The sequence below is a fragment of the Paeniglutamicibacter sp. Y32M11 genome (genome assembly GCF_019285735.1).
In the GTDB taxonomy this organism is placed as follows: Bacteria; Actinomycetota; Actinomycetes; order Actinomycetales; family Micrococcaceae; genus Paeniglutamicibacter.
Map to the genome: position 1 here is coordinate 3,724,992 of NZ_CP079107.1, position 25,458 is coordinate 3,750,449.

At 59.4% G+C, this 25,458-nt stretch carries 22 protein-coding genes; all 22 read right to left on the minus strand.

Annotated features, from left to right (window positions below; genetic code table 11):
- Positions 1-199 precede the first annotated feature (199 nt).
- The 22 genes from KUF55_RS16550 to KUF55_RS16655 all read right to left on the minus strand — a co-directional run bounded on the left by KUF55_RS16550 (position 200) and on the right by KUF55_RS16655 (position 25,449).
- Entirely contained in the window at positions 200-1,141 is a 942-nt protein-coding gene (locus KUF55_RS16550) for a cytochrome b/b6 domain-containing protein (RefSeq protein WP_218817340.1), read from the minus strand.
- A gap of 11 nt (positions 1,142-1,152) precedes the next feature.
- Positions 1,153-2,139, minus strand: coding sequence for an electron transfer flavoprotein subunit alpha/FixB family protein (locus KUF55_RS16555; RefSeq protein WP_255557126.1), 987 nt, complete (start codon positions 2,137-2,139; stop codon positions 1,153-1,155).
- A 14-nt stretch (positions 2,140-2,153) separates the two neighbouring features.
- Complete coding sequence (locus tag KUF55_RS16560; RefSeq protein ID WP_218817342.1) at positions 2,154-2,924, minus strand: electron transfer flavoprotein subunit beta/FixA family protein; 771 nt, start codon at positions 2,922-2,924, stop codon at positions 2,154-2,156.
- Between the two features lie 27 nt (positions 2,925-2,951).
- Positions 2,952-3,845 (minus strand): MaoC family dehydratase, encoded by an 894-nt coding sequence (locus KUF55_RS16565; RefSeq protein WP_218817343.1) that lies wholly within the window; start codon positions 3,843-3,845, stop codon positions 2,952-2,954.
- A 290-nt stretch (positions 3,846-4,135) separates the two neighbouring features.
- On the minus strand, positions 4,136-5,626 hold the full coding sequence (locus KUF55_RS16570) for an MFS transporter (RefSeq protein ID WP_218817344.1): 1,491 nt from the start codon (positions 5,624-5,626) through the stop codon (positions 4,136-4,138).
- Between the two features lie 213 nt (positions 5,627-5,839).
- Positions 5,840-7,309 carry an aldehyde dehydrogenase gene (locus KUF55_RS16575; protein WP_218817345.1) on the minus strand — a complete coding sequence of 490 codons (1,470 nt, stop codon included), beginning with the start codon at positions 7,307-7,309 and terminating at the stop codon, positions 5,840-5,842.
- Position 7,310: 1 nt separating this feature from the next.
- Positions 7,311-7,742 (minus strand): Zn-ribbon domain-containing OB-fold protein, encoded by a 432-nt coding sequence (locus tag KUF55_RS16580; protein ID WP_132360217.1) that lies wholly within the window; start codon positions 7,740-7,742, stop codon positions 7,311-7,313.
- A gap of 12 nt (positions 7,743-7,754) precedes the next feature.
- Entirely contained in the window at positions 7,755-8,960 is a 1,206-nt protein-coding gene (locus KUF55_RS16585; RefSeq protein WP_218817346.1) for a thiolase family protein, read from the minus strand.
- 98 nt (positions 8,961-9,058) lie between these two features.
- The gene (locus tag KUF55_RS16590) at positions 9,059-9,880 is read right to left on the minus strand and encodes a VOC family protein (protein ID WP_218817347.1); all 822 of its coding nucleotides are present in this window, start codon (positions 9,878-9,880) and stop codon (positions 9,059-9,061) included.
- Positions 9,881-9,902: 22 nt separating this feature from the next.
- Positions 9,903-10,517: a TetR/AcrR family transcriptional regulator gene (locus tag KUF55_RS16595; protein ID WP_132360223.1), complete on the minus strand. Its 615-nt coding sequence runs from the start codon at positions 10,515-10,517 to the stop codon at positions 9,903-9,905.
- A gap of 84 nt (positions 10,518-10,601) precedes the next feature.
- Positions 10,602-12,752, minus strand: coding sequence for an acetate--CoA ligase family protein (locus tag KUF55_RS16600; protein WP_218817348.1), 2,151 nt, complete (start codon positions 12,750-12,752; stop codon positions 10,602-10,604).
- A 79-nt stretch (positions 12,753-12,831) separates the two neighbouring features.
- Entirely contained in the window at positions 12,832-15,039 is a 2,208-nt protein-coding gene (locus KUF55_RS16605; RefSeq protein WP_132360227.1) for an acyl-CoA dehydrogenase, read from the minus strand.
- Positions 15,040-15,386: 347 nt separating this feature from the next.
- On the minus strand, positions 15,387-15,977 hold the full coding sequence (locus tag KUF55_RS16610) for a PaaI family thioesterase (protein WP_218817349.1): 591 nt from the start codon (positions 15,975-15,977) through the stop codon (positions 15,387-15,389).
- 67 nt (positions 15,978-16,044) lie between these two features.
- Positions 16,045-17,220 carry a lipid-transfer protein gene (locus tag KUF55_RS16615; RefSeq protein WP_132360231.1) on the minus strand — a complete coding sequence of 392 codons (1,176 nt, stop codon included), beginning with the start codon at positions 17,218-17,220 and terminating at the stop codon, positions 16,045-16,047.
- Positions 17,217-17,660, minus strand: a complete 444-nt coding sequence (locus KUF55_RS16620; protein ID WP_218817350.1) for a MaoC family dehydratase — start codon at positions 17,658-17,660, stop codon at positions 17,217-17,219. The genes KUF55_RS16615 and KUF55_RS16620 overlap by 4 nt, the downstream gene beginning before the upstream one ends.
- Entirely contained in the window at positions 17,657-18,115 is a 459-nt protein-coding gene (locus tag KUF55_RS16625; protein ID WP_218817351.1) for a Zn-ribbon domain-containing OB-fold protein, read from the minus strand. Before KUF55_RS16625 ends, KUF55_RS16620 begins: the two co-directional genes overlap by 4 nt.
- The gene (locus KUF55_RS16630) at positions 18,115-18,633 is read right to left on the minus strand and encodes a MaoC family dehydratase N-terminal domain-containing protein (RefSeq protein WP_218817352.1); all 519 of its coding nucleotides are present in this window, start codon (positions 18,631-18,633) and stop codon (positions 18,115-18,117) included. The genes KUF55_RS16625 and KUF55_RS16630 overlap by 1 nt, the downstream gene beginning before the upstream one ends.
- Positions 18,630-20,345: an AMP-binding protein gene (locus KUF55_RS16635; protein ID WP_218817353.1), complete on the minus strand. Its 1,716-nt coding sequence runs from the start codon at positions 20,343-20,345 to the stop codon at positions 18,630-18,632. Before KUF55_RS16635 ends, KUF55_RS16630 begins: the two co-directional genes overlap by 4 nt.
- A gap of 2 nt (positions 20,346-20,347) precedes the next feature.
- On the minus strand, positions 20,348-21,850 hold the full coding sequence (locus tag KUF55_RS16640; protein WP_218817354.1) for an MFS transporter: 1,503 nt from the start codon (positions 21,848-21,850) through the stop codon (positions 20,348-20,350).
- Complete coding sequence (locus KUF55_RS16645; protein ID WP_218817355.1) at positions 21,847-22,983, minus strand: acyl-CoA dehydrogenase family protein; 1,137 nt, start codon at positions 22,981-22,983, stop codon at positions 21,847-21,849. The genes KUF55_RS16640 and KUF55_RS16645 overlap by 4 nt, the downstream gene beginning before the upstream one ends.
- A complete protein-coding gene (locus KUF55_RS16650; protein ID WP_218817356.1) occupies positions 22,980-24,161 on the minus strand; it encodes an acyl-CoA dehydrogenase family protein in 1,182 nt (393 codons plus the stop codon). The genes KUF55_RS16645 and KUF55_RS16650 overlap by 4 nt, the downstream gene beginning before the upstream one ends.
- 712 nt (positions 24,162-24,873) lie before the next feature.
- Positions 24,874-25,449, minus strand: a complete 576-nt coding sequence (locus KUF55_RS16655; RefSeq protein ID WP_218817357.1) for a TetR/AcrR family transcriptional regulator — start codon at positions 25,447-25,449, stop codon at positions 24,874-24,876.
- Positions 25,450-25,458 lie beyond the last annotated feature (9 nt).

Sequence of the window (25,458 nt, forward strand, 5' to 3'; positions counted from 1 at the left end):
TAACCCTCGCGGGGCAGAAGACCCGGTCAGACGAGATCGAGCTCGCAGCTACGGCATTCGGACATCACCGAGCCGCTCCCAGAGCACGCTGATTAGCCACCCGCCCTGGCATAGAGGGACTTGCCAGAACCCAACTAGCGAGCCTGCCCCGAAGAGACAAGACTCGCTAGTTGGGCCAATGCGACCATGTATTAACCAGCTATTTGGAAATCTTCCCCATCAAACCGGCGATCGGGCGCAGGAAGATCGGTTTGGCCAGGAAATAAGACCCGACCATAACCGCTACAGATAGGGCAAAGATCCCGAAGCCCAGCCATCCTGCGTCTTCGCGGGAAGCAAACATGTGGTTAAGGTTTTTCAGGGCGCCTGTGCACAGCACCAGGGCCACGTGCATGATGACAAATGCGGTGAAGAAGATCATGACGGGGAAATGGATCTTCCGTGCCGCTTCCATCGGATAGATCTTGTCCAGGGCCGCATTGCCCTTGGGCCATGCCGGACTCATCCGCACACCGGTGATGGCTGCCAACGGAGCCGCGATGAAGACGATGGTGAAGTAGGCAAGGACCTGCAGTGCGTTGTAGTTAACCCACCCGTTTTCCACCGGCCAGTTCAGCGAGGCATATTGCAGCGCGGCGCTGAGCGCGTTCGGGAAGACATCCCAACTGGTGGGGACGATGCGCATCCAACCGCCACTGACAAAGAGCATCACGATGAAAATCAGGCCGTTGAGCAACCACAACATATCCATGCTCAGATGGAACCATAACTCCAAACTGATTTTGCTGGGTTTGCTCCGCGTCTTGAAGATTCCCGTGTTTTTTCTGGTCCAATAGGCTTTGGGACGAGCCGTGGTACGAACCTGCCAACCCGAACGGATGATCAGAACGATGAAAAATGCGTTCAGGAAATGTTGCCACCCCAGCCAAGCAGGTATCCCTACCGGAGCGTTGTGCGGCAGTTCGCTGTGCCCCGGATACTGCGCCAAGAATTCCTGTACCGGCCCCAACCCCCTGGCCCACATTGCCACCAGGATCACCACCGCCAGCACCACAACGGCAATAAAAATTCGAGCTGCCGTCCCTACCCACTTGGATTTAGACTTTGGCGGCGGTTCCTGAGTCGTGGTCAACAATGACATTTCGGGGTTCCCTAGGCGCCGACGCCAACGCTATTGCGTTCTGCAATGGCGTTTTTGAGCTGCGGAAGGATCGTGAAGAGGTCTCCCACGATACCGAAGTCGGCTACACCGAAGATCGGGGCGTCTTCATCCTGGTTGATGGCAACTATGCGCTTCGCGGTCTGCATGCCAGCACGGTGCTGAATGGCACCGGAGATACCCACCGCGATGTATAGATCGGGAGATACACTCACGCCGGTTTGTCCCACTTGGTGGCTTTGCGGCACGTATCCCGCGTCAACCGCCGCACGAGAAGCACCCAGCCCGGCGCCCAGGATGTCTGCCAGCTCTTCAACAAGGGCAAAGTTCTCCTTGGAGCCAAGCCCCCGCCCGCCAGAGACAACAATCTTTGCCGAGCGTAGCTCGGGGCGAGCCGAGTTGCTGGCGGCAGGATGAGTTGTCTCAATAAGAGCCTCGCCTGAGGTGTTCACCTCCACGACCCGGACCTCCACGGTCGGTGCAGTGACCAATTCCGGGGCTTCGGAACCACTGGATGCGACCGTAACCAAAGCAATCCCAGCACCGACGGTGGATTTGGTGTTGTAGTTTCCCCCAAAGACCGAATGCGTGGCAATAATTTTTTCATCGGCATTTTCCAGATCCAACGCCTCGAGAATAAGCGGATTGCCCGTACGTGCCGCAAGACGGCCCAGGATCTCGCGGGCATCGGCACTGTTGGAGCCGAGCACTGCTGTGGGCCCGTAGCTACCCATGGCCTCAGACAACACCGCCACGGAACCTGCCGCAACTCGATCCTCAGCAGCGGCGGTTTCTCCGATAAAGATCTGACCGGCGCCCAACCCACTGAGCGCTGCGATGAGCTCCGTATGATCTCCCGGTGCGGCGGCCACGACGGCGACAGGACGCCCCAACCCCAAAGCCAATTTCACTAGATGGCCAGTATTGGAACGTGGTTTTCCGTTTGCTGCCAGTTCTATATTTACAAGAATATCGGTCATGGTGTGCATTCCTTTCAGATCAGGTTTTCAGCGCTGAGGTAGTCGGCGAGCTGTGCTGCTGCGTTTCCTTCGTCAACGATTTTGGTGCCTGCTGAACGGGCGGGACGCTGGGCGGCGCTTAGCACCGAATTGCCAGCGGAGTGGTTAAGCCCGTCAAGTCCAAGAGCAGCGGCGGAGTGAACAGCTATCGGCTTTCGTTTGGCCGTCATGATTCCCTTGAACTTGGGGAAGCGTGCTTCGCCCGTTCGTTCGGTGATGGCGAGCACCGCGGGAAGCGCGGCGGATAAGGTCTGGGTACCTTCCGCGTTTTGGCGTTCGCCGACAACATTTCCCCCGTTGAGCTCAACGGAGTTCAGGGGGCCAAGGAATGGAAGACCCAGGAATTCGGCGACCATGGCCGGTACCACGCCGCCTCGACCGTCGGTTGATTCATTTCCGGCGATAACAACATCGAAAGCTGCATGTCTCAGCGCTTGGGCCAGGGCACGAGCCGTAGTGAGTGCGTCGGAACCGACCAATTCTTCATCTTGGATGTGGATAGCCGAATCGGCACCCAAGGATAGGGCCTTGCGCAACGCTTCGGTAGAAGTTGCCGGACCCATGGTCACGGCGACAATCTCCACATTCTTGTCGGCGTCTTTCTTTTTAAGCGCTACTTCGAGGGCTCGTTCGGTAATTTCGTCCGCCACACGATCGCTGGCGGCGCGGTCGACCGCTCCATTGGATGCCAGGTGACGATCTTCTTCGGTGTCTGGCACCTGCTTAATAAGCACTGCAATTTTCATGGGTAATCCTTTCGTGCTGCTAGCGATTTAGACGGTTGCCGCTTCGAGGGTGACTACAGGGTTCTTTCCTGCAGCGGCTCGGTGCGTATAGGTTCCGCGGTCAAGGACTACGTGGTCGCCCACTCGGGTCTGGAAAATGGCGCCCTCCGCGGTGAGCCAGATGCTGGTAGTCAGCTCGTCTCCCGGTACGACAGGGGAAGCAAAGCGGACACCGAGCGATCCAAAGGCATCCGGTTCCGAGCCAGGAACAGTCTCCATGACAGCCCTACCAACAAACCCCATGGTGCACAGACCGTGCAGGATCGGCCGATCGAAACCAACCATTCGGGCCAATTCCGGATCCGAATGCAGCGGGTTTCGATCGCCGTTCAGGCGGTACAGCAGGGCTTGATCCGGAGAAGTGGATTGGCTAATAATTACGTCTGCCGCGCTGTCAGGAAGTTTCCATGAATCGGAAGGACCCGATTCGCCACCAAATCCACCTTCACCGCGGATGATCATTGACGTAACACTGACGGCCACCAACGCGCGCGTTTGAGCATCCAGCAGTTCGGTACTCATCTCAATAATCGCGTTTTTACCCTTGTCATACACTGCACTCATACTGCTGATGGGAATGACTGTTCCTGAGGTCTGCAGCGACTGGTGCAGCGTGACCGATTGCCCCCCGTGGAGGATCTGCGACAATTTGAAATCGCCCAGCTTATCCATCGATCCGCTGCTTCCTCCTAGAACCACGGCAAATGTCGGTAGCACCTGCTGCTGGACTCCGCGTGAGTTTTCTGTGGTGAACGAGAGATTACGGGCTGGATCGGGCACACCAGCCCCCACGCTCAACGCGTAGAGCAATGAGTCCTTCGAATCCCAAGAAAATGGGCTTCCTTCGGTTTTCTTCCCGACATTCTGTACGTGAATAGTCATGTTTTGTCCCTTCTCGCGGGCGCCGCCCGATGCATCTTCCTCACGCACCAATACGTGGCGCAGGTCACTTGTTGAATCAATACTATAACCAGATTCTAGTTCTTGTCCATGGATTAGGGCTCAAACGTCAAAATCCTCACCCTCACTCTCCATTGACGAGGTTGTGCGCTGCAGCAGAGGAGGCGAAAACGGCAGGGAGGGCAGGGTGCGATCGTGGAAATCGAGCACACCATACCCTCCCCGAGATGCGCAGAAACGTCCTGCTTCAGTCGGACCCCAGCGTTCTTGAGCTACACCGCTGCATCGATTCTTGTTCCGCGTCGCGTGGCCTTGTCCTCAGGCGTCTCTGGAACCCATGGCACCGGATTACGCTTTAGCATCAGCGCGACGATGACTGAGAGTGCCGCGAAGACCATGACAAAGCCGAAGGCCATGTTAATGCCGCCCTGCGACACCACTGTCGTTACTGGGTCCTGGTGACTGGCCAAGATATAGGCACCAATGGCGGTGGCCGTGGACTGACCAACGTTGCGCACCATCGTGTTGGTGCCGGCAGTCTCCGAGGTATGGCTCTGCGGCACGGCCTCAATCAGCACGTTCGGAAGCGCCCCGTAGGTCAGGGAGATACCGATACCGTTCAAGCTCATAGCTGCAACAAACATCACCACATTCCCGTAAGTGAGCATGATGATCGGCAGTACCAATGTCATCAACACCAGGCCGGAAATAAACACCGATCGCGCACCAAAACGGTGAGCCAATCTGCCGCCCAAGGGAGCAAAGAAGTACCCCAACAGTGCGGTGACGCAGCTCAGGATGCCGGCGGACGTGGCGGTGAATCCCAGTCCGAATCCCACGACTGTCGGGTATTGCAGCACCATCTGCGAAGGAACTGCCATCCCACCAATCGGGCCGATAGCGGCCAAAATCGTTGCTGTCATGACCAAAGCAATCTGCCGGTTCTTGAACATGCGCAAGTTGACGATCGGGGACTCGACACGCAGCTCCCACCATGCCCAGATGACGGCAACACCCAGGCCAAGACCCATAAGACCGATGAATTGAATGGAAGCGAAACCGCTCTTGGAGCTGCTTGAAAGTCCCAGAAGGATAGCGCTGACGGCGATGGGTAGTAACAGCGAGCCAAGATAGTCTGGCTTTTCCTTGGTGACGGTGACATTGTCACGGGGAATGAAAATGGCGACGGCGATCGCTGCCACGATGGCAAGAACTGCAGCGAAGGCAAAGATGCCGTGCCACGAGTAAACATCGATCATGAACCCAGCGATGAAAGCTCCACCGGCTCCAGCGATCAGTGCCGAGGCACCGATCATGGAAACACCGACCGGAATCCGCTCTTCATCCAAATGTTCACGAGCCAGACCGAAGGCCAGACCCATCACAGCACCGGCGACGCCCTGAATGGCTCGGCCCAGAATGATCATCCCGAGTGTTCCCCCGATCAGAGAAACCAGCGAACCGGCCCCGGCAATCACCAGGACGATGATGAGTACCTTTCGCCGTCCGTACATGTCGCCGAAGCGTCCGCCCATGACTCCTGCGGAGGCGGAGACCAGCAGGTAGGCGGTCACCACCCAGGCAACGGTATTTGCATCAACCTGAAAGTCCTTGATCAGGGTTGGCAGGGTTACGTACATCATGGAGAGTTCAAAGGCCGAGACAATCTCGGCCAAGATGAGAACGGAGACGATCGTGGCAAACCCCGGGCGCCGAAGCGTTCCTTTTTTTGGAACCTTGCGGCCTGCGAGTGTGGACATCATTGTCGTGCCTTTCGTGTGCGGCGGAAAAGAATGTAACGCCGCAGGACGATGATGTCGGGCGGCTGTGGGGCAAACTATCCTTTGAGCGGATCGGCAGCACTGCTGCGATTGAGCCCGCTCGTCACTCCCCGGGGCGCGCGGGAACCGCACGCACCCCACGGAGTTTTGACACAACCCTCAGACTCAAGGGGAAAAGCTAATGGGCTTGGTTTTTCACTGCCCATTTCCGTAGGCAACGGATTTAGTCCAGAAGAACTCCTCTAGTCCTTCGAGTCCACCCTCGTTTCCGTTGCCCGAAAGTCCGATGCCACCAAAGGGGCGTTCGGCCACGGCATTTGGTGCCCCGTTGACAACAACCTCACCGGTTTCTAGCGCCTCAACAAGCCGGATGGAACGGCGGGAATCGGAGGTCCAGATGTATCCGGAGAGCCCGTAGTCGGTGTTGTTAGCCAACGCAATGGCTTCTGTCTCATCGGTGAAACGCATGATCGCCAAGACCGGGCCAAAGACTTCCTTCTGAGCCAGTTCGCTGGCCGGGTCGACGTCGGCCAGCACGGTGGGCGGATAGTAGAAGCCCTCCGCCAGCTCACCACCGAGACGGGCGCCGCCGGTGACTAAACGTGCTCCTTGTTCTTGGGCACGTGCCACCATCGATTCGATACGGTCCACCGCCGCCTGATTGATGACCGGACCACAAATGGTGTCGGGCTCCAGTGGGTTCCCGACTTTGAACGATGAGGCAATCGCTCCGATCTTTGCAACAAATTCGTCATAGATCGAATCCTCGACCAGGAGCCGGGTCGGAAGTGCACAGGCCTGGCCACTCATGATTCCGAAGGACATGAATGTCGAGTGCATCGCGGCGGCATCCAGGTCGGCATCGGCGAATACCAAGTTGGCCGATTTGCCGCCCAATTCGAGCAGCACCGGCTTAAAGGTCTTGGCGCAAGCGGCAGTGATCTTTCGTGCGGTATCCGGGCCACCGGTGAAGCTCACTTTCTTCACCAACGGATGCTCCACCAGTGCTGCGCCAGCATCGGGGCCACCAGGGATTACGTTGAAGACCCCATCGGGGATTCCCGCCTCACGGACCAGATCGGCAAAAAGCATGGAAGAGAACGGGGTGAGCTCGCTGGGCTTCACCACCATCGAGTTGCCCGCTGCCAGTGCGGCAGGTACCTTCATCGCCAGGGACATCAACGGAGCGTTCCAGGTGATGATGGCACCAATCACCCCGTAGGGCTGGCGCAGCGTATGGCCGAAATTACCGCCGGCTCCCACCACCGAGGTGATGCGGCCCAACGGAAGTTTGTCCGCCCAGCCGCCGTAGTAGCGGATCCACTGCGCCGCGGCAGTGACGGTTGCCTGGCCGGTGGCGCTGGCCAGCCCGTTGTCTGCTGCGCCCAGGGCCACGAACTCCCCCGAGTGCTCCTCGACCAGGTCGGCCAATTTCAGCAACGCCTTGGACCGTTCGGTCGCGGGGGTCGAACGCCACACAGCGAAGGCCGCGTGCGCTATCTTCACCGCCTCATCAACTTCATCGGGACCGGCCAGCGGAATTAACGCATCAACCTGGCCGGTGGCCGGATTCACGTGTTCGTGAACACCGGCCCCTCTTGCGCGGGACTCGGCTCCGATGCGCAGAGTGACCGGCGGAAGCCCTTGTTCGGTGATGACGGACATTTCAGTTCTCCGGTTCGTAGCGCAGCATGGTGATCCCGGCTTCGGGATATTCGCAGAAGACAGGCTTGAGACGCATGCCCACCTGCACGTCGTCGAGTTCAATGTTGACCAGCTCGGTGGAAAACTTCGGGCCTTCCTCCCACTGGACCACGGCGAGGATCAGGGTGCCCTCGTTGGCGAAGTGCGGCGATGGCGGCCGGGTGGCGATGGTGTAGGTATACAGCGTTCCGGCGCCCGAAATTTCACGCCATTCCAAATCATCGGCCAGAGTACCCGGGGCCAGTGGCCGCGGGTAGAAGATGTATTCACCCAGCGACGGCGAATACTGGATCCGGATCTTGTGTTCCGCCAGCGCATCCCAGAACGGTTTGGTCAGCGGCGTGGGAACCGGCATCGGTCGACTCAGGACCGGTGGGGTGTATGAGGTGCTCATGGTCAAGTTCTCCTATTCGCCTTCGAGAATCAGTGCTGTTTGTTCGCTCATGATGCCGCCGTTACCCGTAACGAAGGCCCTGTTGCAGTCGTTGACTTGGGCTTCACCGGCACGGCCCATGATCTGCCGGGCACCGTCAATGACGTGGTGCATGCCTCCGGCGACTCCGGCCTGCCCGAAGGAAAGCTGTCCGCCGGCGGTGTTCATCGGGAAATCCCCGCGGTAGGTCAGGTCGTGTTCATTCACGAACTGCATGCCCTTGCCTTTTTCGGCAAAGCCAGCATCCTCGAGGCTCATCAATACGGTGATGGAGTAGCAGTCGTAGATCGAAACCATATCGACGTCTTTGCGCTCGATCCCGGCCATGGTGAAGGCCTGATCCGCGGCGTGGACCATCGGCGAGTACATGAGGTCCTTCGCGTAGGTCGGAGTCTTGTAGGGAACTCGTTCGCCGAACCCCTTGATCCAGACCGGACGATTCTTGGACTTCTCCGCCATCTTTTTGTTGCCGATGACCACCGCTGCACCGCCCTGGCAAGGCATGACGATTTCAAGCATGTGCAAGGGATCGGCGATCATCGGCGAGGCTAGGACATCTTCGATGGTGATCGGCTGACCATGGAAGATGGCATCCGGTGTGGCACACGCGTTGGTGCGTTGGTCAACGGCGATTTTGGCCATGGCCCGCTCGTCGTAGCCGAACTCGTAGCCGTAGCGCTTGGCGACCTGACCGTAGGGGCCGTTTTGACCGAGATTACCGTACGGGATCTCGAATTCGGCCTGCGGTGATCCATAGGCGTTGGATGAGGCGCCAAAGTACATCTTGTCGTTCATCTCAAAGGGGCGGCGTTCGTGGGTTGGAACATCGTGGGTGCCGGGGAACGTCACCAGCACCGCGTCGCACAGACCCAGTTCAACCGCCGCTGCAGCACGCCAGATAGCCGCCGCGGATCCAGCGCCACCGAGGTCAACGATTTCGGCGAAGTTCGCATCAATGCCCAGGTATTCGGTGATGGTGGAGGGGACGAACATGTCCGCCTCGCCTATCAGCGGGGTAACAATGCCGTTCACATCGGTGGCATTCAGGCCGGCATCGTCGAGAGCGGCCTTGGAGAGGCGAGCCCACTGTTCGAGATTAAACGTCTTCTCGCGGGCGAGCTTGCGCTGCGGTGGCAATTCGAAATAGCCAAGGATTGCGGCTTCTCCTCGAAGTCCCATGGTGTTCTCCTTCTGAGTTGTCGTGTTTCATGCCCCATGGACCCGTTTTTGGGCGCGAAAAACCGTGGGGGCGTTAGTTTTCTTGCTTTGTGGACGTACTAGTTGTGTGCGAGATCAACAGGTGGCGACAGGGAAGCTATCCGCAGACCGAGTTCTTCTTGCCATTGCCCCGCTTCCAGGAGTTGAACAAGGCCCTCCGGATAGTGCTTTGAAAGACTCTTGTGCCCGGGAGGGAGCATTCCAATTCCTTGAATTCCGGATGGCCCAGAGACCTCCGAGACCTCGCTGAGCACCAGTTCGGCGCCCTCGTTCCAGCGGAAGCCCTTTGTGTTCTTTGTCCCCGGCATCTCGAAGGTCGTGGCACCCAGGACACTGAGCAAAACGTCGCTTGCCTTGGCTAGGTCAGTGACCTGACCATAAATGATCGCGAAGTTCGAGGGTTCGGATACCGCTTGTGGCCACGGGCAGGCCTGCCCGAATTGGCCGTTCTGTTCTGAGAGCTCCTCGACGCTGTGCGGTGCATGAACGATTTGGGCCAGGAACCCCAGCCCGGTGTCCCGGGGGTGGAGGAATGCTTCCTGCCATTGTGGATGCTTCAAGTTCACCAGGATGGGCTCGATGCCGGCCTCGCGAGCCACCTCGATTGCACCATGAATGTCATGAACCTTAAAGGTGATGTGGTGGGGTGCCGCGTTGCCGGCATTTTCGTCGAGAAAGCGGCGAACGAAAGAATGCTCAGCGATTCCCGGCTCAAGAAGCTCAACTCGCATGTCATCGGCGAGTGAGAGCTGGCAGGGGCTGAAGACGTCCATGATGAAACCGCTGGCCCAGCGCGCGCCGAATTCACGGTGCAGGACTTCTCCTGCTGCACTCCACGAATCAACGGCGATGGCCAGGTGATCGAGCTCGTGGGCGCTCATCGGAGCACCTGCGCACGTGTTGCTAAGAGTTGGACTGCTCCAGCTGCGCTAGGCGCAGTCCAACCATGCTCACAAACCTGTCTCCGATGCGGACGGCTTCCTCCATGGTCTTGTCCCCGGCCGCCAGTCTGGCGACCAAATCCATCAGGACACACCAGACCATCGCTGTAATGTCGCCCGCCTCCTCCGCGTCCAGCAGGGAAAGATCCGCTCGAATTGGAGCTTCCAACACCACACCGAGGCGCTGCATGATGACCGTGATGTTCGGATCGGAGGTCGAACGCAGTACGAAGATCACCTTGTAGAAGTTCGGCTGCCGTTCGAACGCGGCCAGTGCCATGCGTAGCCGTCGAGCAACTCTCTCGGTGGTTCCGATCCCTTGGGCCCATTTCTGGTCGGCCTCGGCGAGGGGAACTGCCCAGTCGTACACCACGTTGGCATAGACCTGTTCCTTCGAAGCGAAGTACCGATACAGCGTTCCGAGTGCCACATTCGCCTCGGCCGCGACGTCGCGAATCTGAATTGATTCGTAGTCGTTTTTCCGCAAAAGCGACTTGGCTGCATCCAAGATTCGTTGCCGCCGCACCAGTTGATAGGCGGGAAGCTCGAGTAATTCGCCAGAGAGTTGTCCGGCCATCGTTCGCCTCCTGCTTGATCGTCAAGTGATTCTCCAACGCTACCACTGGCGAATTCGGCGTTTGGTCATTGAATTGCCTCATGATCAGGCCTTCCAGCGGATCAAAGCATCAAGTGCTTCGATCTGATTGCCGGCAACCCTCAGCGGGTTAATCTCCAGCTCTTCGAGCTGATCCCCCAGGCCAACGGCTATCTGAGAGATTCTGAAAATGACCGAGGCCAGTTCATCCAGGTCCGTGGCCTCGGAACCACGGAAGCCGGTGAGTAGGTCAATGCCCTTGAGAGATTCGAGCATGCGGCGAATTTCTGCGGGACCCACCGGGAGCAGTCGCAGCGCCGAGTCCTTGAGAATTTCGACCATGACTCCGCCAAAGCCCACTGCCAGCACCAGTCCCCACTGCGGATCGCGAACGATTCCCACCAGTAGCTCATTTCCCGCCGGACGCATCGGGGAAACTGCAATTCCCTGAACGTTTGCAAGCGGTGCCAGGCTGGCCACCGAAGTACGGATGAAATCGTACGCCTCGGCAACGGCCACGGCGTCGCGAAGCATCAGCCGCACCCCACCAACTTCGGTCTTGTGCGCAATGTCTTCCGAGGCCACTTTAAGCACCACCGGATATCCCATGTCCTCCGCCGCTGCCACGGCAGTGGCGGCCGAGGTCGCAATGACGGCAGGAACATACGGTGCACCGTGTTCACGCAGAAAATTCCCGGTTTCAATCTCGGTCCAGCTCTCGGCGCCCTCGGGCTTGGAGAGGTGTGGTGCCGCTGGGACTTTGGCGTCAGCGGCTAGCTCCGCGGTTCGCCTGCCCCACCAGGCACTTCGTGCCACAGCGGGAATGCCCCTATCAAAGGAATCGGAGGCGTGGGGGAAGCCATGATCGATGGCAAACTGGCGGCCGAATTCCGTTACCTCCGTGGGCAAGAAGCTCATGGCGATCACGGGCTTGGACGAAGCGGTGAGCTGGCGAAGTAGCTCGTCTTGTGTAGGTTTGCCCATGTCAGCCATCACCTGGTTGGCCGGCCAAGAGCCGTTGACCACCACGAAGTCGTAGTTGGGGTCATCGATAAAGCACTGGTTGGCCTTGGTCAGGATCGTGGGGTCCACAGAAATGTAACCGGTGGTGTCCATCGGGTTATTCACGGTGGAGAAGGAAGGCAGACCAGCATCGTGCAGTCCGCGGATGGTGCTTTCCGAGGGTGACGGCAGTTGAAGACCCACTTGTTCGGCTTTGTCGGCCACCAGGGCGCACATGGCACCGGATCCGGTCACCACGCCCATGCGATTACCCGGCAACGCGCCATACGATTCAATGATTCCTGCGGTTGCCACCAGGTCCTCAATGTTCTCCACCCGGATAACACCGAACTGCTTGCAGGCGGCATCGATGACGTTATCGTCCCCGACTAGGGAACCGGTATGGGCTGCAGCCACGCGGGCCGAGGCCTCGCCGCGTCCAGCCTTGAAGATGACTACAGGTTTGCCGACGGCACGAGCTCGTTCCACGACGGCGAGGAATTGTGCGGGATTCGAGATCTGCTCAAGATAGGCGGCAATGACCTTGGTATTTTCGTCGTCCACCAGCAGCCCCATCACATCGATCGCCGAAATCATGGCCTCGTTGCCCACCGTCACGGCGGTGGAAAAGCCCACACCACGTGATGCCATGTAAGGAAGCAGGTAGATGGCCAGTGCACCGGACTGGCTGGCAATGCCGACGCCGCCGGTGATGAGCGGCATGCGGGTCATGTGGCTGAAGGCAGCGACCTTCGCATGGGCATTGATAAATCCCAGGTTGTTGGGTCCGAGAATCAGCTGATCCGCGGCACGAGCGCGTTCCACCAGTTTCGCCTGCAACGCTTCACCCTCAATTCCGGCTTCTCCCAACCCCGCGGCCAACAAAATGAGATTGCGAATGCCCTTGGCACGAGTTTCTTCCAGAATCGTCTCAAGCGAATTGGTGCCGGTGAGCACAATGGCCAAGTCGGGAACTTCCGGCAGATCCTCGATGGAGGCAAACGACGCTTGACCGTGGCAGTCTTCCCCGCGGCGATTCACTAAATAGAGGTTTCCGGTGAAACCTCCGTCCAGCAGGTTGCTGTGCGTAAAGTGCGACCAGGTCGACTTGGAATTTGCGCCAATGATCGCTACCGAACGCGGCTCAAGTAATTCACGTAGTCGTGCCGTATCAAGAGTCGGAGTAGAAGCAGTTTCGCTTGTCAACGTTGTCATACGAAATGTGGTCCTTTCGGTGAAACATGCGGGTGGAAGAATTCTCTGCTGTTCTGGGGGGATGGTGCCGCGGTTTGAACTATCCGCGCGGCAGTCCAAGAATGCGTTCGGCTATGACGTTGAGCTGAATTTCAACTGTTCCGCCACCGATGAGGACTTGTGGAACCGAGAGCTGGCCGATCACCGCGTCTGCCGTGGCATTGGCCAAGAGCGCCGAGACGCCGGCCAAGCGTAAGACGTGAGTAGCAGCCTCCCGGGTGAGTCGAGCATGAGCGACCTTGGCAAGCGAGGAACCGAAGCCGGGTTGCATGCCGTTGACTTGGCGCAATGTTTCCCGCAGGTTCAAAGCACCGATTGCCGAGCTCATGGCGGCAATCCTACCCAGTGAGCCAAGCGCCGCCTGTTGTGTCCCAGCATGCTCGTCTGCACTAATCATGGCCCGCAGCGACTCTTCGGTGCCCACCGAAACGCCGGACGAGATCTGGGTCCGTTCATTCTGGAGTGTGGTGGCAGTGATGCGCCACCCCTGACCCGGCTCACCGAGCAGGAAATCGTCGGGGACGAAGACCGCGTCGAGGAAGACCTCATTGAATTCGGCGTCACCCGTGGGTTGCTTCAGCGGCCGAACGTCGATTCCCGGGGTTTTCATGTCGATCAGGAAGTAACTCAAGCCCTTGTGTTTGGGTACTTGGGTGTCGGTGCGGGCCAAGCAAATGCCCCAATGCGCCTCGTGGGCACCGGAGGTCCAGACTTTTTGGCCGGTCAGTTCCCAACCACCGGCGACCTTGGTGGCGCGGGTGGAAAGACCCGCTAGGTCCGAGCCGGCTCCGGGTTCGGAGAAAAGCTGGCACCAGATCAGTTCGCCGCGCAGCGTCGGCATCGCGAATTTTTCTTTGATGGCTTCGGTGCCGTAGGACAGGATTGTGGGCATCGCCCATTCGCCAATAACGGAGGAGGGCTGGGTCAGATTCCTGCGTGCGTATTCTTGCGAAATGACAACTTGTTCCGCGGGCGAAGCCGAAAGTCCGTAGGGTGCCTGCCAATGGGGAGCGGCAAGGCCGTTCTCCGCGAGGAATGTTCGCTGTGCTCCGTGCGAGTACCACCGCCCATTTTCGTGCTCATTTTCTAGGGTGGCCGCTTCGTCAAGTAGGGCCCCGATGCGCACCCGGAATGCGGGATCCTCATCGGCAAGCTCAATGTCGATGCGACGGTCACTGGCTACGGCAACTGCGCCGAGAGCTTGTATGCGCTCATCAAGCGGGGCGAGTTGTGCGCCCAGAGTCATGGCACGTCGCCAGTAGAGGTGGGCGTCGTGTTCCCACGTGAATCCGATACCACCAAAAATGCTTACTGCCTCGGTGATGGCTTCCACGCTTGGTACAACGGCTGCTTCAATGGCCGATCCGGCGGCCAGCGCTTGCTGGACGTCGTCCTGTTCCAGCGATACGACGGCTGACCAGGCAGCGGCGGTTGCCAGCTCGGAAGCGATGAGCAGATTTGCGCATTTGTGCTTAATGGATTGGAAGGAGCCGATGGGAGCACCAAACTGCTCACGCATCTTCGCGTATTCAGTGGTGGCCTCCACCGCCCAGCGCATGATGCCTGCTGCTTCGGCGGCGAGCAATCCGGCCTGCAACGTTTGGACATAGCTCGGGCTCAGGTCCGTAAGAATCGATTCTGGTTCGACGGTGAAGCCCTTCAGAGCCAAGGTCCCCGCATCTCGGGTGATATCGGTGGAGGCTTCGGCGATACGCTCGATGCCTTCCTCCGTTGCCTGAACCAAGGCGAATCGGGTTACCGATGCGACGGTAAATCCAATGACAAGGTACTCGGCCGATAGTAACGAAGTCACCGCGGCGGTACCACTGAGCTTCCAGCCTTCGGCCGTTTCCACAGCGGAGAGCGATGGCGTCGGCATCACCAGGGTGCCGGTCGCTCCTTCAGCGAAGAGATCCAAACCTCGGACCGAGGCCTTGCAGTCAACTGCGGCGGCCACCGCCGAGCTGGCCAGGACCGTTGAAACGAAGGGGCCGGGGACGAGGCTTCGAGCGAATTGCTCGACGACGATGGCGGTGTCAGCCACGGTGCCACCCTGTCCCCCTCGCTCCTCGCTAATGTGCAGTGAGTGGAGTCCGTTGTCCACCAATTCTGCCCAGAACTCCGGCCGGCCGCCGAGCGCGATGGCCTCGAAGTTTTCACGGGTAACGGAAATTGCTGCATACCGAGCCGCGAATTCGCTGACTGCGGCAGCAAGCTCCGAGTGTTCTTCGGTAAGGGAAAGCGGCATTGACTTACTCCAACGTCACGGACGAGATCTACCCCTAAGTGGGATATTCGTCGAGGTCTAATATCGGGAACTGAAACTAGACTCTAGTTTAATTTTGTGACTTGGGCAACACTTTTTGCCTTCTAAATAATCCACTGCAAGTGGAGCTTCCAAAACGTCGAAATCACGCAGCATCTTTAACCACAAAAGGGTGAGCCGAACCGGAGAAAACGAAGCCTCAACACCGTTTTCCTGCCAGCTCGACTCGCCCTTCCGGTGGCCATGCACCGCACCGCGTCACCCTCATCGCGCTCGGACTTCTTGGTCCACGGCGCGGCAGCGGCCCGACACCATGGCCCGCATCCCGGTTAGTCGGCCAATTCCTCAACCGCTACGCCATAACAGGATTCGGGATTCACCCGCGGCGGCAGCCACAACCCATGGGCCCTCGCCACTACTGCTCCGGCGGCACGTATTTCTCCACGAACCCAAATCTTGCGACCATCAACCCGCTCCACCGTCGCCACAATCTCCAGCTCCTCAAAGAGGGGCACCGCGTGGTCGTAATCAACCGTCAGCGATCGAGTAAAAATCCACGATCCAACGGTTCCAGCCGCATATCCCATGAGGTGATCCAGTAACGTTGCCACCATCCCACCATGAACGCGTCCGGGCGGTCCCTGATACGCCAAGCCGAGCGCTGTTGTGGTGCGCGCAGTATTGTCATCTCCCATGCTCAACTGCACCGGAGGCGCCATGGGATTCAACGCCCCGGAGACCATGGATCGGTCCGCGGCTCCATACTGCCGTGATTTACTCATGGCTTCAACCGGCTGAACGTGCCCGGCAAGCAGCTCCAACAACTCCTCTAGGCGTTGCGCCAGTACGGATGCGACGGGTGAATCTTCTTTGAGCCTGACCATCGCATCCACCAACAGGCGGGCACGATCGGCGGCCAACAGCAGGGCTTGACGGTGGTCCGCGAAATCCGTGTGGCTCGTACCAGAGGGGGGCCACGCCGCAGGCTTAGTCATTTCCGAGGATCAGCGCGCTGGTCGGAACGCCGGTGCCGGCGCTGACCAATACGTTGCGCGCGTTGGGCACCTGGTTGACGGCGGTACCGCGGATCTGCCGAACACCCTCGGCGATGCCGTTCATGCCGTGGATGTAGGCCTCCCCCAGCTGGCCGCCGTTGGGGTTGATGGGCAAACGCCCACCCATCTCGATGGCTCCGTTCTTGATGAAGTCCTTCGCCTCGAAGCGGCCACAGAAACCAAATTCCTCCAACTGGGCCAGCACAAACGGCGTGAAGTGATCGTAGAGCACCGCTGTATCAATATCTTCAGGGGTCAAACCGGTGTCATTCCATAGCTTGGCGGCAACATTGCCCATTTCCGGCAGCGTCCGGTCCCCGTCCTTGCGGTAGTAGCTAACCATGGAGTGCTGGTCATAAGCAGCGCCCTGGGCTGCTGCCTTGATGCTTACCGCCTGGCCCGGCAGATCCCGTGCGCGTTCCGGGGTGGTGATGACAAAGGCTTGGCCACCGTCGGATTCCTGGCAGCAATCCAAAAGGTGCAGCGGGTCAGCGATCCAACGTGAGGCCTGATGTTCTTCCAAGGTGATCGGCTTGCCGTAGAACCAAGCCTTCGGGTTGGTGGCAGCATGCTTGCGGTCGGCCACCGCCACGCGGCCAAAGTCCTCCGAAGTTGCGCCGGAGAGGTGCATGTAGCGCTGGGCGAACATCCCGACCCAGGAGGCGGGGGTCATCAGACCCGAGGGCAGCGTCCAAGCGTAGGAGGCGGCCCGGGCATCCGGTGCCATGCCCGCGGTGCTCATCGCCTGCCCAAAGCGGGCGCCGGAGCGTTCGTTGAAGGCGCGGTAGCAGACCACCGTCTTGGCCACACCGGTGGCCACTGCCATGGCCGCGTGCAGGATGGTTCCGGCGGCGGCGCCTCCACCGTAATCGACGTGGCTGAAGAAGTTCAGCTCCTTGCAGCCCAGGCCACGGGCGACCTCGATGGCTGGGTTGGTGTCCATCGAGTAGGTCACCATGCCGTCCACGTCGTGCGGGTTCACCCCGGCATCGCGGCAGGCGGCCAGTGATGCCTCCTGGGCCAGCTGAAGTTCGGAACGTCCGGAGTTCTTGGAAAACTCGGTGGCTCCGATGCCGACGATGACTGCCTTATTCAGCAGGTTGCTCATGCTGTTTCCTCTCGGGAGGGAATCGAAAGATCGATGGTGCCGGTGACGTGCGGGCCCAGGGAGTTGGTGCCGATGACCTTGAGAGTGATCTTCTGGCCGTCCACCGCTTCAACAGAACCGGTGAAGACCATTTCGTCTCCCGGGAAGTTCGTGGCACCTAGGCGAATGTTGATCCGGCTCATCCGGGCGGTGGGTCCGGCCCATTCGCCCACATAGCGGTTGACCAGCGCGTTGGTGGTCAGAATGTTCATAAAAACATCCTTGGTTCCAGCGGCAATCGCGACATCCTTGTCGTGGTGCACCTTTTGGAAGTCACGGGTGGCAATCGCACCGGTGACGATCAGGGTCGCGGTGATCGGAATCTTTAGTTCCGGCAGGGTGTCCCCCACGGAGACCGAATGCGGGCGGGCCAGGGCTAGGGTCGATTCGACGGTGCTCATGCTTGTCCTCCTACCGGGTGCGCCACGGGCAACACCAAGTCCTCATCCATACGTTTAATAGTGATGTCCACGTCCATGCCGATTTTTACGTCCGCACGTTCTACGTCCTCGAGGTTCATGATGACCCGCGGCCCCTCGTCGAGCTCGATGACCGCGACGATGTAGCCCGGCTCGAACGGGGGAACGATCGGGTGATACAGCACCACGTAGCTGTGGAGGATGCCGTGCAAGGACATAACCTTCGGCGCCCAATGCGTCGAATGACACTCGGGGCACATCGGTACCGGCGGGTGGCGCAGTTCGTTACAGTCGCCGCATTGCTGGATGCTCAACTCTCCGCGTTCGGCTAGGGACTCAAAGTAAAAGGCGTTATCCAGGTTGATAGCCGGGCGCGGGCGCAGGGCCTGGACTTGGGGCTGGGTCTGATTCTGGGCGTCGGATAGTGTCTGAGTCATCAGGAGCTCCTCTTTGCGGGGTTGTACCAAAGCGTGCGGAAGCGCATGGTTCCGACGGCTTCGCCCTGCTGATCGGTAAAGGTGGTCAGGGTGGTGATGAAATAGCCTTCGCCGAGGCCCGTTTGCTTGGGACCCACGAAGGTTTCAACCTTTTCTGTGGAGGTCAGCACATCTCCGGGAGAGACGTAGCGGTCATATTCTTGGTCGCAATTCACCGCAACGACGTTTGGGTAGCCGCAGTCGGCGAGAATCGCATAGGCGCGGTCCACATCGCTTTCGATTTCCTGATCCGCGGGATTGATCATGTTCCACACCGCCAACGCCGAGGGCGGGGCCACCACGTCGGGGTGGCCAGCAGCGCGGGCAACCTCGGGGTCGAGATAAATCGGATTGGACTCCCCCATCACCTCGCACAGGTGATGAATCATCGGCCGATTGACCTCATCACGGGCCACCGACACCCTTTCGCGTCCGGCGGAGATAATCTCGCCGATCTTCACGTTCGGATCGTTGCTCATACTGTCTCCTTGATATGGGTGTGTGCTGGTCGTAGGGGTAAAAGGTGAGCTCGGCCGTTGACTTCGAACTGCGCTTCTAGGGCCTGCGTTGCTCGTTCATCCAGCCGCGCGAAGACGATTTCCCGTCCCGGGCGGTGATAAACGATTTCGTTCACCAGCCAGGCGTCTTTACGCAGGATGGGCTTGTTGATCTTTTGCGTTGCCGTCACCGGTACGTCGCGCACAATGCTGATGAAGCGCGGAGCCCACTTGGTCCCCAAATCTGGCTGCACTTCGAGGAAAGCAGCGAAGGCCACTGGATCGAAGTCATCGGGGTTTTGCACCTGCAGTGTGGCCATGACCTGGTCACCGGTGCGGGCGTCGGGGACCGGGTAGACGGCGGCGAGGGTGACACCCTCGAAACGGGCCAGGACACGTTCCACCGGGGCTGCCGAGAAGTTCTCGCTGTCCACGCGCAAGCGGTCGGAGGTGCGTCCGGCGAAGTAGAAGAAGCCCGCCTCGTCGCGATAGCCCAAGTCTCCGGTCAGGAATGCGTTGCCACGGATGCGCTCGGTGCCGGCCTCGGGGTTCTTGTAGTACCCCTCGAAGAGGGACGCACCCGTGAGGTTGACCAGCTCGCCGATCGCTTCCTCGGCGTTGAGGATGCGTCCGGAATCATTGAGAATGGCCGGTGGGCATTGCTCCATCGTTGCCGGATTGATGACCGCGGCATCCATGCCGGCCGGTGGCAGGCCCAGGGAACCCGCGGGGGTTTCAGGGGTCCGGCTCAGGGTCAGTCCGCCCTCGCTGGAACCGTAATTTTCGGTGGGCCAGACGCCGAAGCGGCGGTGGAACTCGGTCATGTCCAATTCCGAGGCTTCGGTACCGAAGCAGGCGGCCAAATTGGTATGGGCTTCGGCGGATTTCTCCGGCTGGGCCAGAATGTAGGACAGCGAGCGGCCCACATAGTTGAAGTAGGTGACCTTGTACCTCATCAAATCCGGGACAAAGCCCGAAGCCGAGAATTTGCGGGCCAGCGCAAAGGTGCCGCCGGTGAACAGCGGATTCGCCCAGCAGGCGAAGATGCCGTTGCCGTGGAATAGCGGCATCGAGTTGTAACTGACGTCGTTGCTGCCCAGTCCCATGTGGCGGTACTCAGCGGTGCGACACAGCCGACCGGTCGTGCAGATGACGGCCTTTGGGTCTCCGGTGGAACCGGAGGTGAAGAGCAGGAGCAGGTTAGTGGATGGGTCGCCAGCCGCGGCAAGATCCGGGCGCCCTGTCTTGCGGTAGCTTTCAACGTGCGCTGCGAAGGATGGGGTACCAATGCGCAACGTCTGGCTTTCGGGGATCCCGGAGTCCACCCCGTTAAAGCAGGTCTCGAGCTCGCTGCTGGTGATCAGCATTTCGCAATCTGTGTAGTGGATGTCGCGGGCCAGTTCTTCTCCGCGGCGGGTCAGGTTGATGCCCACCACGGTGGCTCCGGCATAGGCGGCACCACCGATAGCGAAGATGTATTCCGGGTCATTTTCCAGCATGACGCCCACGTGGAAGGCCTTGCCTTCCTGGTGCAGCGCGAGCATCATATGCGCCCGGATCTTGCATTCGGCCACGACCTCGGACCAGGTCCAGATGCGGCCCTCAAAGAGTAATCCGGGACGATCATCGTCGGCTCGTAGGTCCAGTAGATCTCTGGTAGTTTGAGGTTTTGTCTCTTCAATGACGGTATTCATGCTTAATCCTTAAGGGTGAGGTGGTCTACCTGGGCGTCGGATTCCCGTGGATTGGCGATCTTTGTCGGTGGAATGAACAAGACAACGACAATGGTCAGAAGGCACGTGGTGATGAGCACGCCCGCGACGAGGAAGAATCCTGCCAACGAGACGAACGTGTTCTCGCCTGCTACAACAGGCGAGAACGCGAGCAGCAGGCCCACCACGGAGGCGGCTACTGCTTGGAAGGCCGTGCGTGTGACCGCGTTGACGGCCGTCGCGGTGCTGGTTTGTTCCGGAAGGACACATTCCACGATGACCGTAGGCATCCCGGAGTAGAGGAACCCGGTGCCAAAGACCGTGATGACTAGGCCGGTGAGCACCACCGGAAGCTGGCCCGGCGCCACACAGATAACGACGAGGCCAACAATCATCAAGAGCGAGCCAATCATCAGACCGATTCGCGCCCCGAAACGAGCGGAGATCTTGCCGATCAACGGTGAGATGGCGAATGCCGCTGCAGCTGTGATGAATCCGAGCAGGCCGGTCTGTGTGGCACTGAGCCCCAGCCCCACCGGCAAGTCCATGACACCGCCATCGGCCGCGGGGATGCTCCTCGGGGAGCGGTAAATCGTCACGGTCAGGATGCTCATGGTCCCAATGGGTCCCACGGCGATCAGCGCGGTAGCTAGCATGCCTAAGGCAAATTTGCGCTGGCCAAACATCCGCACATTGATCATGGGTTCCTCGATGCGCAGCTCCCACCTGACCCACAGCGCCAGCACGACCAATCCGCCAATCACGAAGGTAAGCACCGATAGATCGCTCCAGCCCCTGCTCTTGCTCAGGGTCAGCCCATAGAGGGTCGAGGCGATGGCGGCGCCAAAGAGCAGACCACCGAAGTAGTCGATCTTTCCTGCCGAGGCCAGGGTTTCCCGTGGCTCGCGCGGGATACCGAAGTGCACGAAGGCCGCGGCGAGGGTGGCGGCAATAGCAGCGGTCCAGAAGATGTAGTGCCAGGACGCGTAGTCAAGGAACAACCCTCCCGCGAGCATGCCCGCCGCTCCGGCGATGAGCGCCGAGGTGCTGACCACCGCGATGCCCAGGCTGACCTTCGCCGCGGGGAAGCTGGACCGAACCATGCCGATGGCTAGCGGCAGCACCGCGCCGGAGACCCCCTGCAAGGCCCGGCCGGCCACCAGCACGCCGAAGGTCGGGGCCAATGCGCTGATGACCGAGCCGACGGCAGAGATCAGCAGGATGGCAACCATGATCTTGCGCCGCCCAAACTGATCACCGAGGCGTCCCACGAATCCGGTGGCCAGTGCGGCCACCAGTGAGTAGGCGGTAATGACCCAGACCAACTGCGAGAGATCGGCGGTGAAGAAGTCCCCCGGCGTGTAGAGCAACTGCACGGCCATGGAGGTCTCGAAGGCGGCGATGACTTCCGCAAACACCAGGATCGCGAGTATTGAGCCGACACTGCGAGTGACCGTCGTGGGCTCAACGCGTGAACCCACACTCATGATTGATCCAGCGGAAGAATCACGTTAGCCAGTTCCTCTGCCACCTGCCCAGCGGAGCCCCACAGCACATCGAGTTCGCGAACCCAGATGAAGAAGCGGTGAATGTGGTTGTCCACATCCGCACCCATTCCCCCATGAAGGTGTTGGGTTGCGTGGACCGCACGGAAACCGCCCTCGCGCGCGCACCAAGAGGCGGTGAACGCTGCAAGTTCGCCCTCGCCGTCGTTATCCAGTTGCCACGCTGCGTCCATGGTGGTTAACCACGTGACCACCGAATCAATGTGGGCGTCGGCCGCGCGCATCGCCACCCCTTGGTTGGTGGAAAGCGGCCGACCAAACTGCTCGCGCTCCGAGGTATATGCTGCGGTGCGGCGAACCGCTTCCTCGCAGGCACCCGCGGTGAGGGCGGCGGTGGCGGTGAGCAGACGCGGACGGATCCACCCGGCAACCTCCCCGGCCGGGCGCTGTGCACCGATCAGGTCTTCGCTGGATACACGCACGTTGTTAAGGGAAAGTGCTGCGTGCTGCAGGTTGGAGATTCCCGTGAATTCATCCACCTCTACTCCGACGCGCTCAGCTTCGATGAGCGCCACCATTTCGGTGCCGTCGACATGGAACTGAACGAGCAGGTGTGTCGAGCTGGGAACAACATAACCAAATTCAAGGTGTCCGTTCAGCACCCACCCATCGCTGGCGACCGCCCCGTTAATACGCTGGCGAACCTCGGGCAGCAAGACACCTACCAGTGCGCTTCCCGCATTGATGTTTTCAAGGACGTCAGGGCGGTCACCGAACTCGGCCAGTGCGAGCGCGGCAACGGCGGTAGTCACGAAGGGGATGCGGCCGAGGTAGCGGCCCTGTTCGCGAGCGATCAGGGCCAAACCCACCATGCCCAGTCCGGGCTCATCCTCAGCCATGGGAAGTAGTGCCTCGAGCAAGCCGGCTTCAACGAGCTGTTCCCATAGGGTGGCGTCGAAGGCTTCACCCGTCTTCACCGAGGCCAGATGCCGATCATCGTCGCTCAGGTGAGAGAAGATCTGACCCGCGAGGTCAACGACCGACTGCTCGTCCTCTCCCAAGGTGAATTCCATGTTGGGGGCCTGCAACGTGCTCTGAATGTTTGCGGGGCTCATCGTGCCTTCCTTGCCATGCCGAGGGTGGTCCAGGCGACAATCTCGCGCTGGATTTCAGCGACGCCGCCGCCGAAGGTATTAATCTGTCCACTCAGGTTCATCAGGGCCAGACGCCCGGTATCAAAGCGCCACGGTGCGTTGGTGATGCGCGAGGCTCCGGTACCCACAATCTCCAGTAGAGAACGGTAGACGTCGATAACGGTCTCGGTGGCGAAGATCTTGGCCGCTGACGCCGATCCCGGATCGAGTTCCCCTCGGGTGGTGGTTTCCACCAGCTTCCAGTTCATTAGGCGCATGGCGCGCAGCCGGGCGGTGGAGGTGGCCAGCAGGTGGCGAACCCAGGGTTCGGCACTCAGTGGTTTGCCCTCGGCGGTTTGCTGCTCAACGACCCATGCGTGCACGTCGTCGAGCAAGCCCTCGCAAATGCCGCTGTAGGCGGCCAGCCCGACTCGTTCGTGGTTCAGCTGGGTGGTAATCATCCGCCAGCCTTCGTTCTCCTTGCCAACAACGTTGGTGACAGGAACGCGGACGTCGTCGTAGTAGGTGGCCGTGGTGCTTAGCCCACCCACTGTGTGGATCGGGGTAACGGAGAATCCGGTCGCCGTGGTGGGAACCAGAATCAATGAGATGCCCTTGTGCTTGGGAGCATCCGGGTCAGTTCTGGCGGCCAACCAGATCCAGTCGGCACCGTCGGCGCCGGAAGTGAAGACTTTGCTGCCCCTGATCACGTACTCGTCGCCCTCGCGAACAGCCCGGGTGGCGAGTGAGGCCAGGTCCGTGCCGGCCTCGGCTTCCGTGTAGCCGATAGAGAAAATGCATTCGCCGGCCAGAATCTTGGGAAGGAAGTAATCCTTCTGTGCTTGGGTGCCCTGACTCATGAGCGTTGGGCCAACGGTGGTCAAGGTGATCATCGGAATGGGAGCTTCTGCCCGATAGGCCTCGTCGTAGAACACAAACTGTGCGTCCGGGCCCAAACCCTGTCCGCCGTATTCGATGGGCCAGCCGATACCAAGCCATCCATCGCTGCCCATCTGGGCTTGGATTGCTGCGTGTACCGGGCCACCTGCCTCGCCCTCTCCACGCAGCCCTGCTCGAACTTCGTCCGTCAAGAGATTTGCGAAGTAGGTACGGAGCTCCGCGCGGAGATTTGTGATCTCCGAGGAAGAACGTAGATGCATTGCGTTGCCTTTCGTCGTTGAACAGGCGTTAGCCGTCGGCGACGGCAATGTGTGATCGAGATTACTTACCGGCCGGCAAGCAGTCAAGATATTGAAACACGGTTCTATTTAAGCTAGAGGGCGGGAGTGCCGCACACTCCCACCGGTACCGCTTGGGGATGAAGGGGAATTATCCTTGTGCTATATATCGACCGAATAAGAGAATAGATATGGATATATAATGCAAAATGAATAACGCAAAGAAAAAGGCCTACAATACGCCGAAAAGCCCTGCGAGATACTCATGCCGCCAGAAGGATGGACGCTTGACGGGATGGAGAAGGCTAAGATGCCGGTCACGAGCAAAACTCCACTACTCTTGCCCGGCGAACGCTCACCTAAAATGGAAAAAGCAGTCATTAGAAGATTGTTAATCAAATTACACTTGGTTAAAGATCTGGGCAGCGAAATCGATAAATAGTCAACCGGGCAATGCTTTCATTCATGGACCATCGAAACAGAACGACAGCACCTCTAAGGTACCTTCAGGGCAAACTCGTTCAAATGGAACATCAACGGTGCCGACCTCATGGCTGCGATCCAACAGCTCACTGCGGATCGATCAAAAAACGTCATTGCACGAAGGCGAAGCGTCAGGGAAATTCCCGATCAAGTCGGTGACCAGTCTCTCTTGGCGAGGCATGAAGCCGCCCCGCGTCGCGAGGTACCCGGTTTAGGACTCCAAAGTGTCTCGGATGAAGCCGTAGACAATCTCACGGCGACGCTCCGGAGCCATCCCCTTGACCACCGAGCGGCCTTTCTCAAACACTATCTCGCGATGCATCATATCCATAAGGAGCATTGCCCGGACCTGGTCTTCTTCACTCATGCCGGGAAGCATCGCGAGCTCGGTCGTTCGCTCTGCATGGCGTCGGATGCGCTCGAGGATTTTCTCTGGCATCCATGCTTGACTGCCACCGATCGCAAGGACCGCGACCGCTCGGGTATTAGAAAGCAAGAGCTGAGAATACGCGAGCATAAATTCCCACCGTTGTTCGGTGTTGGGAAAGCGTTCCGGGGTCTCCTTTAGGAGCCCATCGATCTGATCGAGCAGTGGGTCGAGGATGCCGGTGAGGATGTCAGCCTTGCTCTTGAAATGGTAATAGAGCGCCGCCTTCGTGAATTCCAGCTTTGAAGCGATCAGGCTCAGAGGGGTGCCCGTGTAGCCGTTCTCAACGAAGAGCTTTGCGGCAATATCGAGGATTCTCTCCTGCGTCGCTCGGTTTCCAGTTGTCTGCTTCGTCTTCACGTTGCTGTT

What these genes read in the sequence shown, in the direction of transcription:
- KUF55_RS16550 (WP_218817340.1), bottom strand. Translation starts at nt 1,141, where the DNA reads ATGTCATTGTTGACCACGACTCAGGAACCGCCGCCAAAGTCTAAATCC.
- KUF55_RS16555 (WP_255557126.1), bottom strand. Translation starts at nt 2,139, where the DNA reads ATGACCGATATTCTTGTAAATATAGAACTGGCAGCAAACGGAAAACCA.
- KUF55_RS16560 (WP_218817342.1), bottom strand. Translation starts at nt 2,924, where the DNA reads ATGAAAATTGCAGTGCTTATTAAGCAGGTGCCAGACACCGAAGAAGAT.
- KUF55_RS16565 (WP_218817343.1), bottom strand. Translation starts at nt 3,845, where the DNA reads ATGACTATTCACGTACAGAATGTCGGGAAGAAAACCGAAGGAAGCCCA.
- KUF55_RS16570 (WP_218817344.1), bottom strand. Translation starts at nt 5,626, where the DNA reads ATGATGTCCACACTCGCAGGCCGCAAGGTTCCAAAAAAAGGAACGCTT.
- KUF55_RS16575 (WP_218817345.1), bottom strand. Translation starts at nt 7,309, where the DNA reads ATGTCCGTCATCACCGAACAAGGGCTTCCGCCGGTCACTCTGCGCATC.
- KUF55_RS16580 (WP_132360217.1), bottom strand. Translation starts at nt 7,742, where the DNA reads ATGAGCACCTCATACACCCCACCGGTCCTGAGTCGACCGATGCCGGTT.
- KUF55_RS16585 (WP_218817346.1), bottom strand. Translation starts at nt 8,960, where the DNA reads ATGGGACTTCGAGGAGAAGCCGCAATCCTTGGCTATTTCGAATTGCCA.
- KUF55_RS16590 (WP_218817347.1), bottom strand. Translation starts at nt 9,880, where the DNA reads ATGAGCGCCCACGAGCTCGATCACCTGGCCATCGCCGTTGATTCGTGG.
- KUF55_RS16595 (WP_132360223.1), bottom strand. Translation starts at nt 10,517, where the DNA reads ATGGCCGGACAACTCTCTGGCGAATTACTCGAGCTTCCCGCCTATCAA.
- KUF55_RS16600 (WP_218817348.1), bottom strand. Translation starts at nt 12,752, where the DNA reads ATGACAACGTTGACAAGCGAAACTGCTTCTACTCCGACTCTTGATACG.
- KUF55_RS16605 (WP_132360227.1), bottom strand. Translation starts at nt 15,039, where the DNA reads ATGCCGCTTTCCCTTACCGAAGAACACTCGGAGCTTGCTGCCGCAGTC.
- KUF55_RS16615 (WP_132360231.1), bottom strand. Translation starts at nt 17,220, where the DNA reads ATGAGCAACCTGCTGAATAAGGCAGTCATCGTCGGCATCGGAGCCACC.
- KUF55_RS16620 (WP_218817350.1), bottom strand. Translation starts at nt 17,660, where the DNA reads ATGAGCACCGTCGAATCGACCCTAGCCCTGGCCCGCCCGCATTCGGTC.
- KUF55_RS16625 (WP_218817351.1), bottom strand. Translation starts at nt 18,115, where the DNA reads ATGACTCAGACACTATCCGACGCCCAGAATCAGACCCAGCCCCAAGTC.
- KUF55_RS16630 (WP_218817352.1), bottom strand. Translation starts at nt 18,633, where the DNA reads ATGAGCAACGATCCGAACGTGAAGATCGGCGAGATTATCTCCGCCGGA.
- KUF55_RS16635 (WP_218817353.1), bottom strand. Translation starts at nt 20,345, where the DNA reads ATGAATACCGTCATTGAAGAGACAAAACCTCAAACTACCAGAGATCTA.
- KUF55_RS16640 (WP_218817354.1), bottom strand. Translation starts at nt 21,850, where the DNA reads ATGAGTGTGGGTTCACGCGTTGAGCCCACGACGGTCACTCGCAGTGTC.
- KUF55_RS16645 (WP_218817355.1), bottom strand. Translation starts at nt 22,983, where the DNA reads ATGAGCCCCGCAAACATTCAGAGCACGTTGCAGGCCCCCAACATGGAA.
- KUF55_RS16650 (WP_218817356.1), bottom strand. Translation starts at nt 24,161, where the DNA reads ATGCATCTACGTTCTTCCTCGGAGATCACAAATCTCCGCGCGGAGCTC.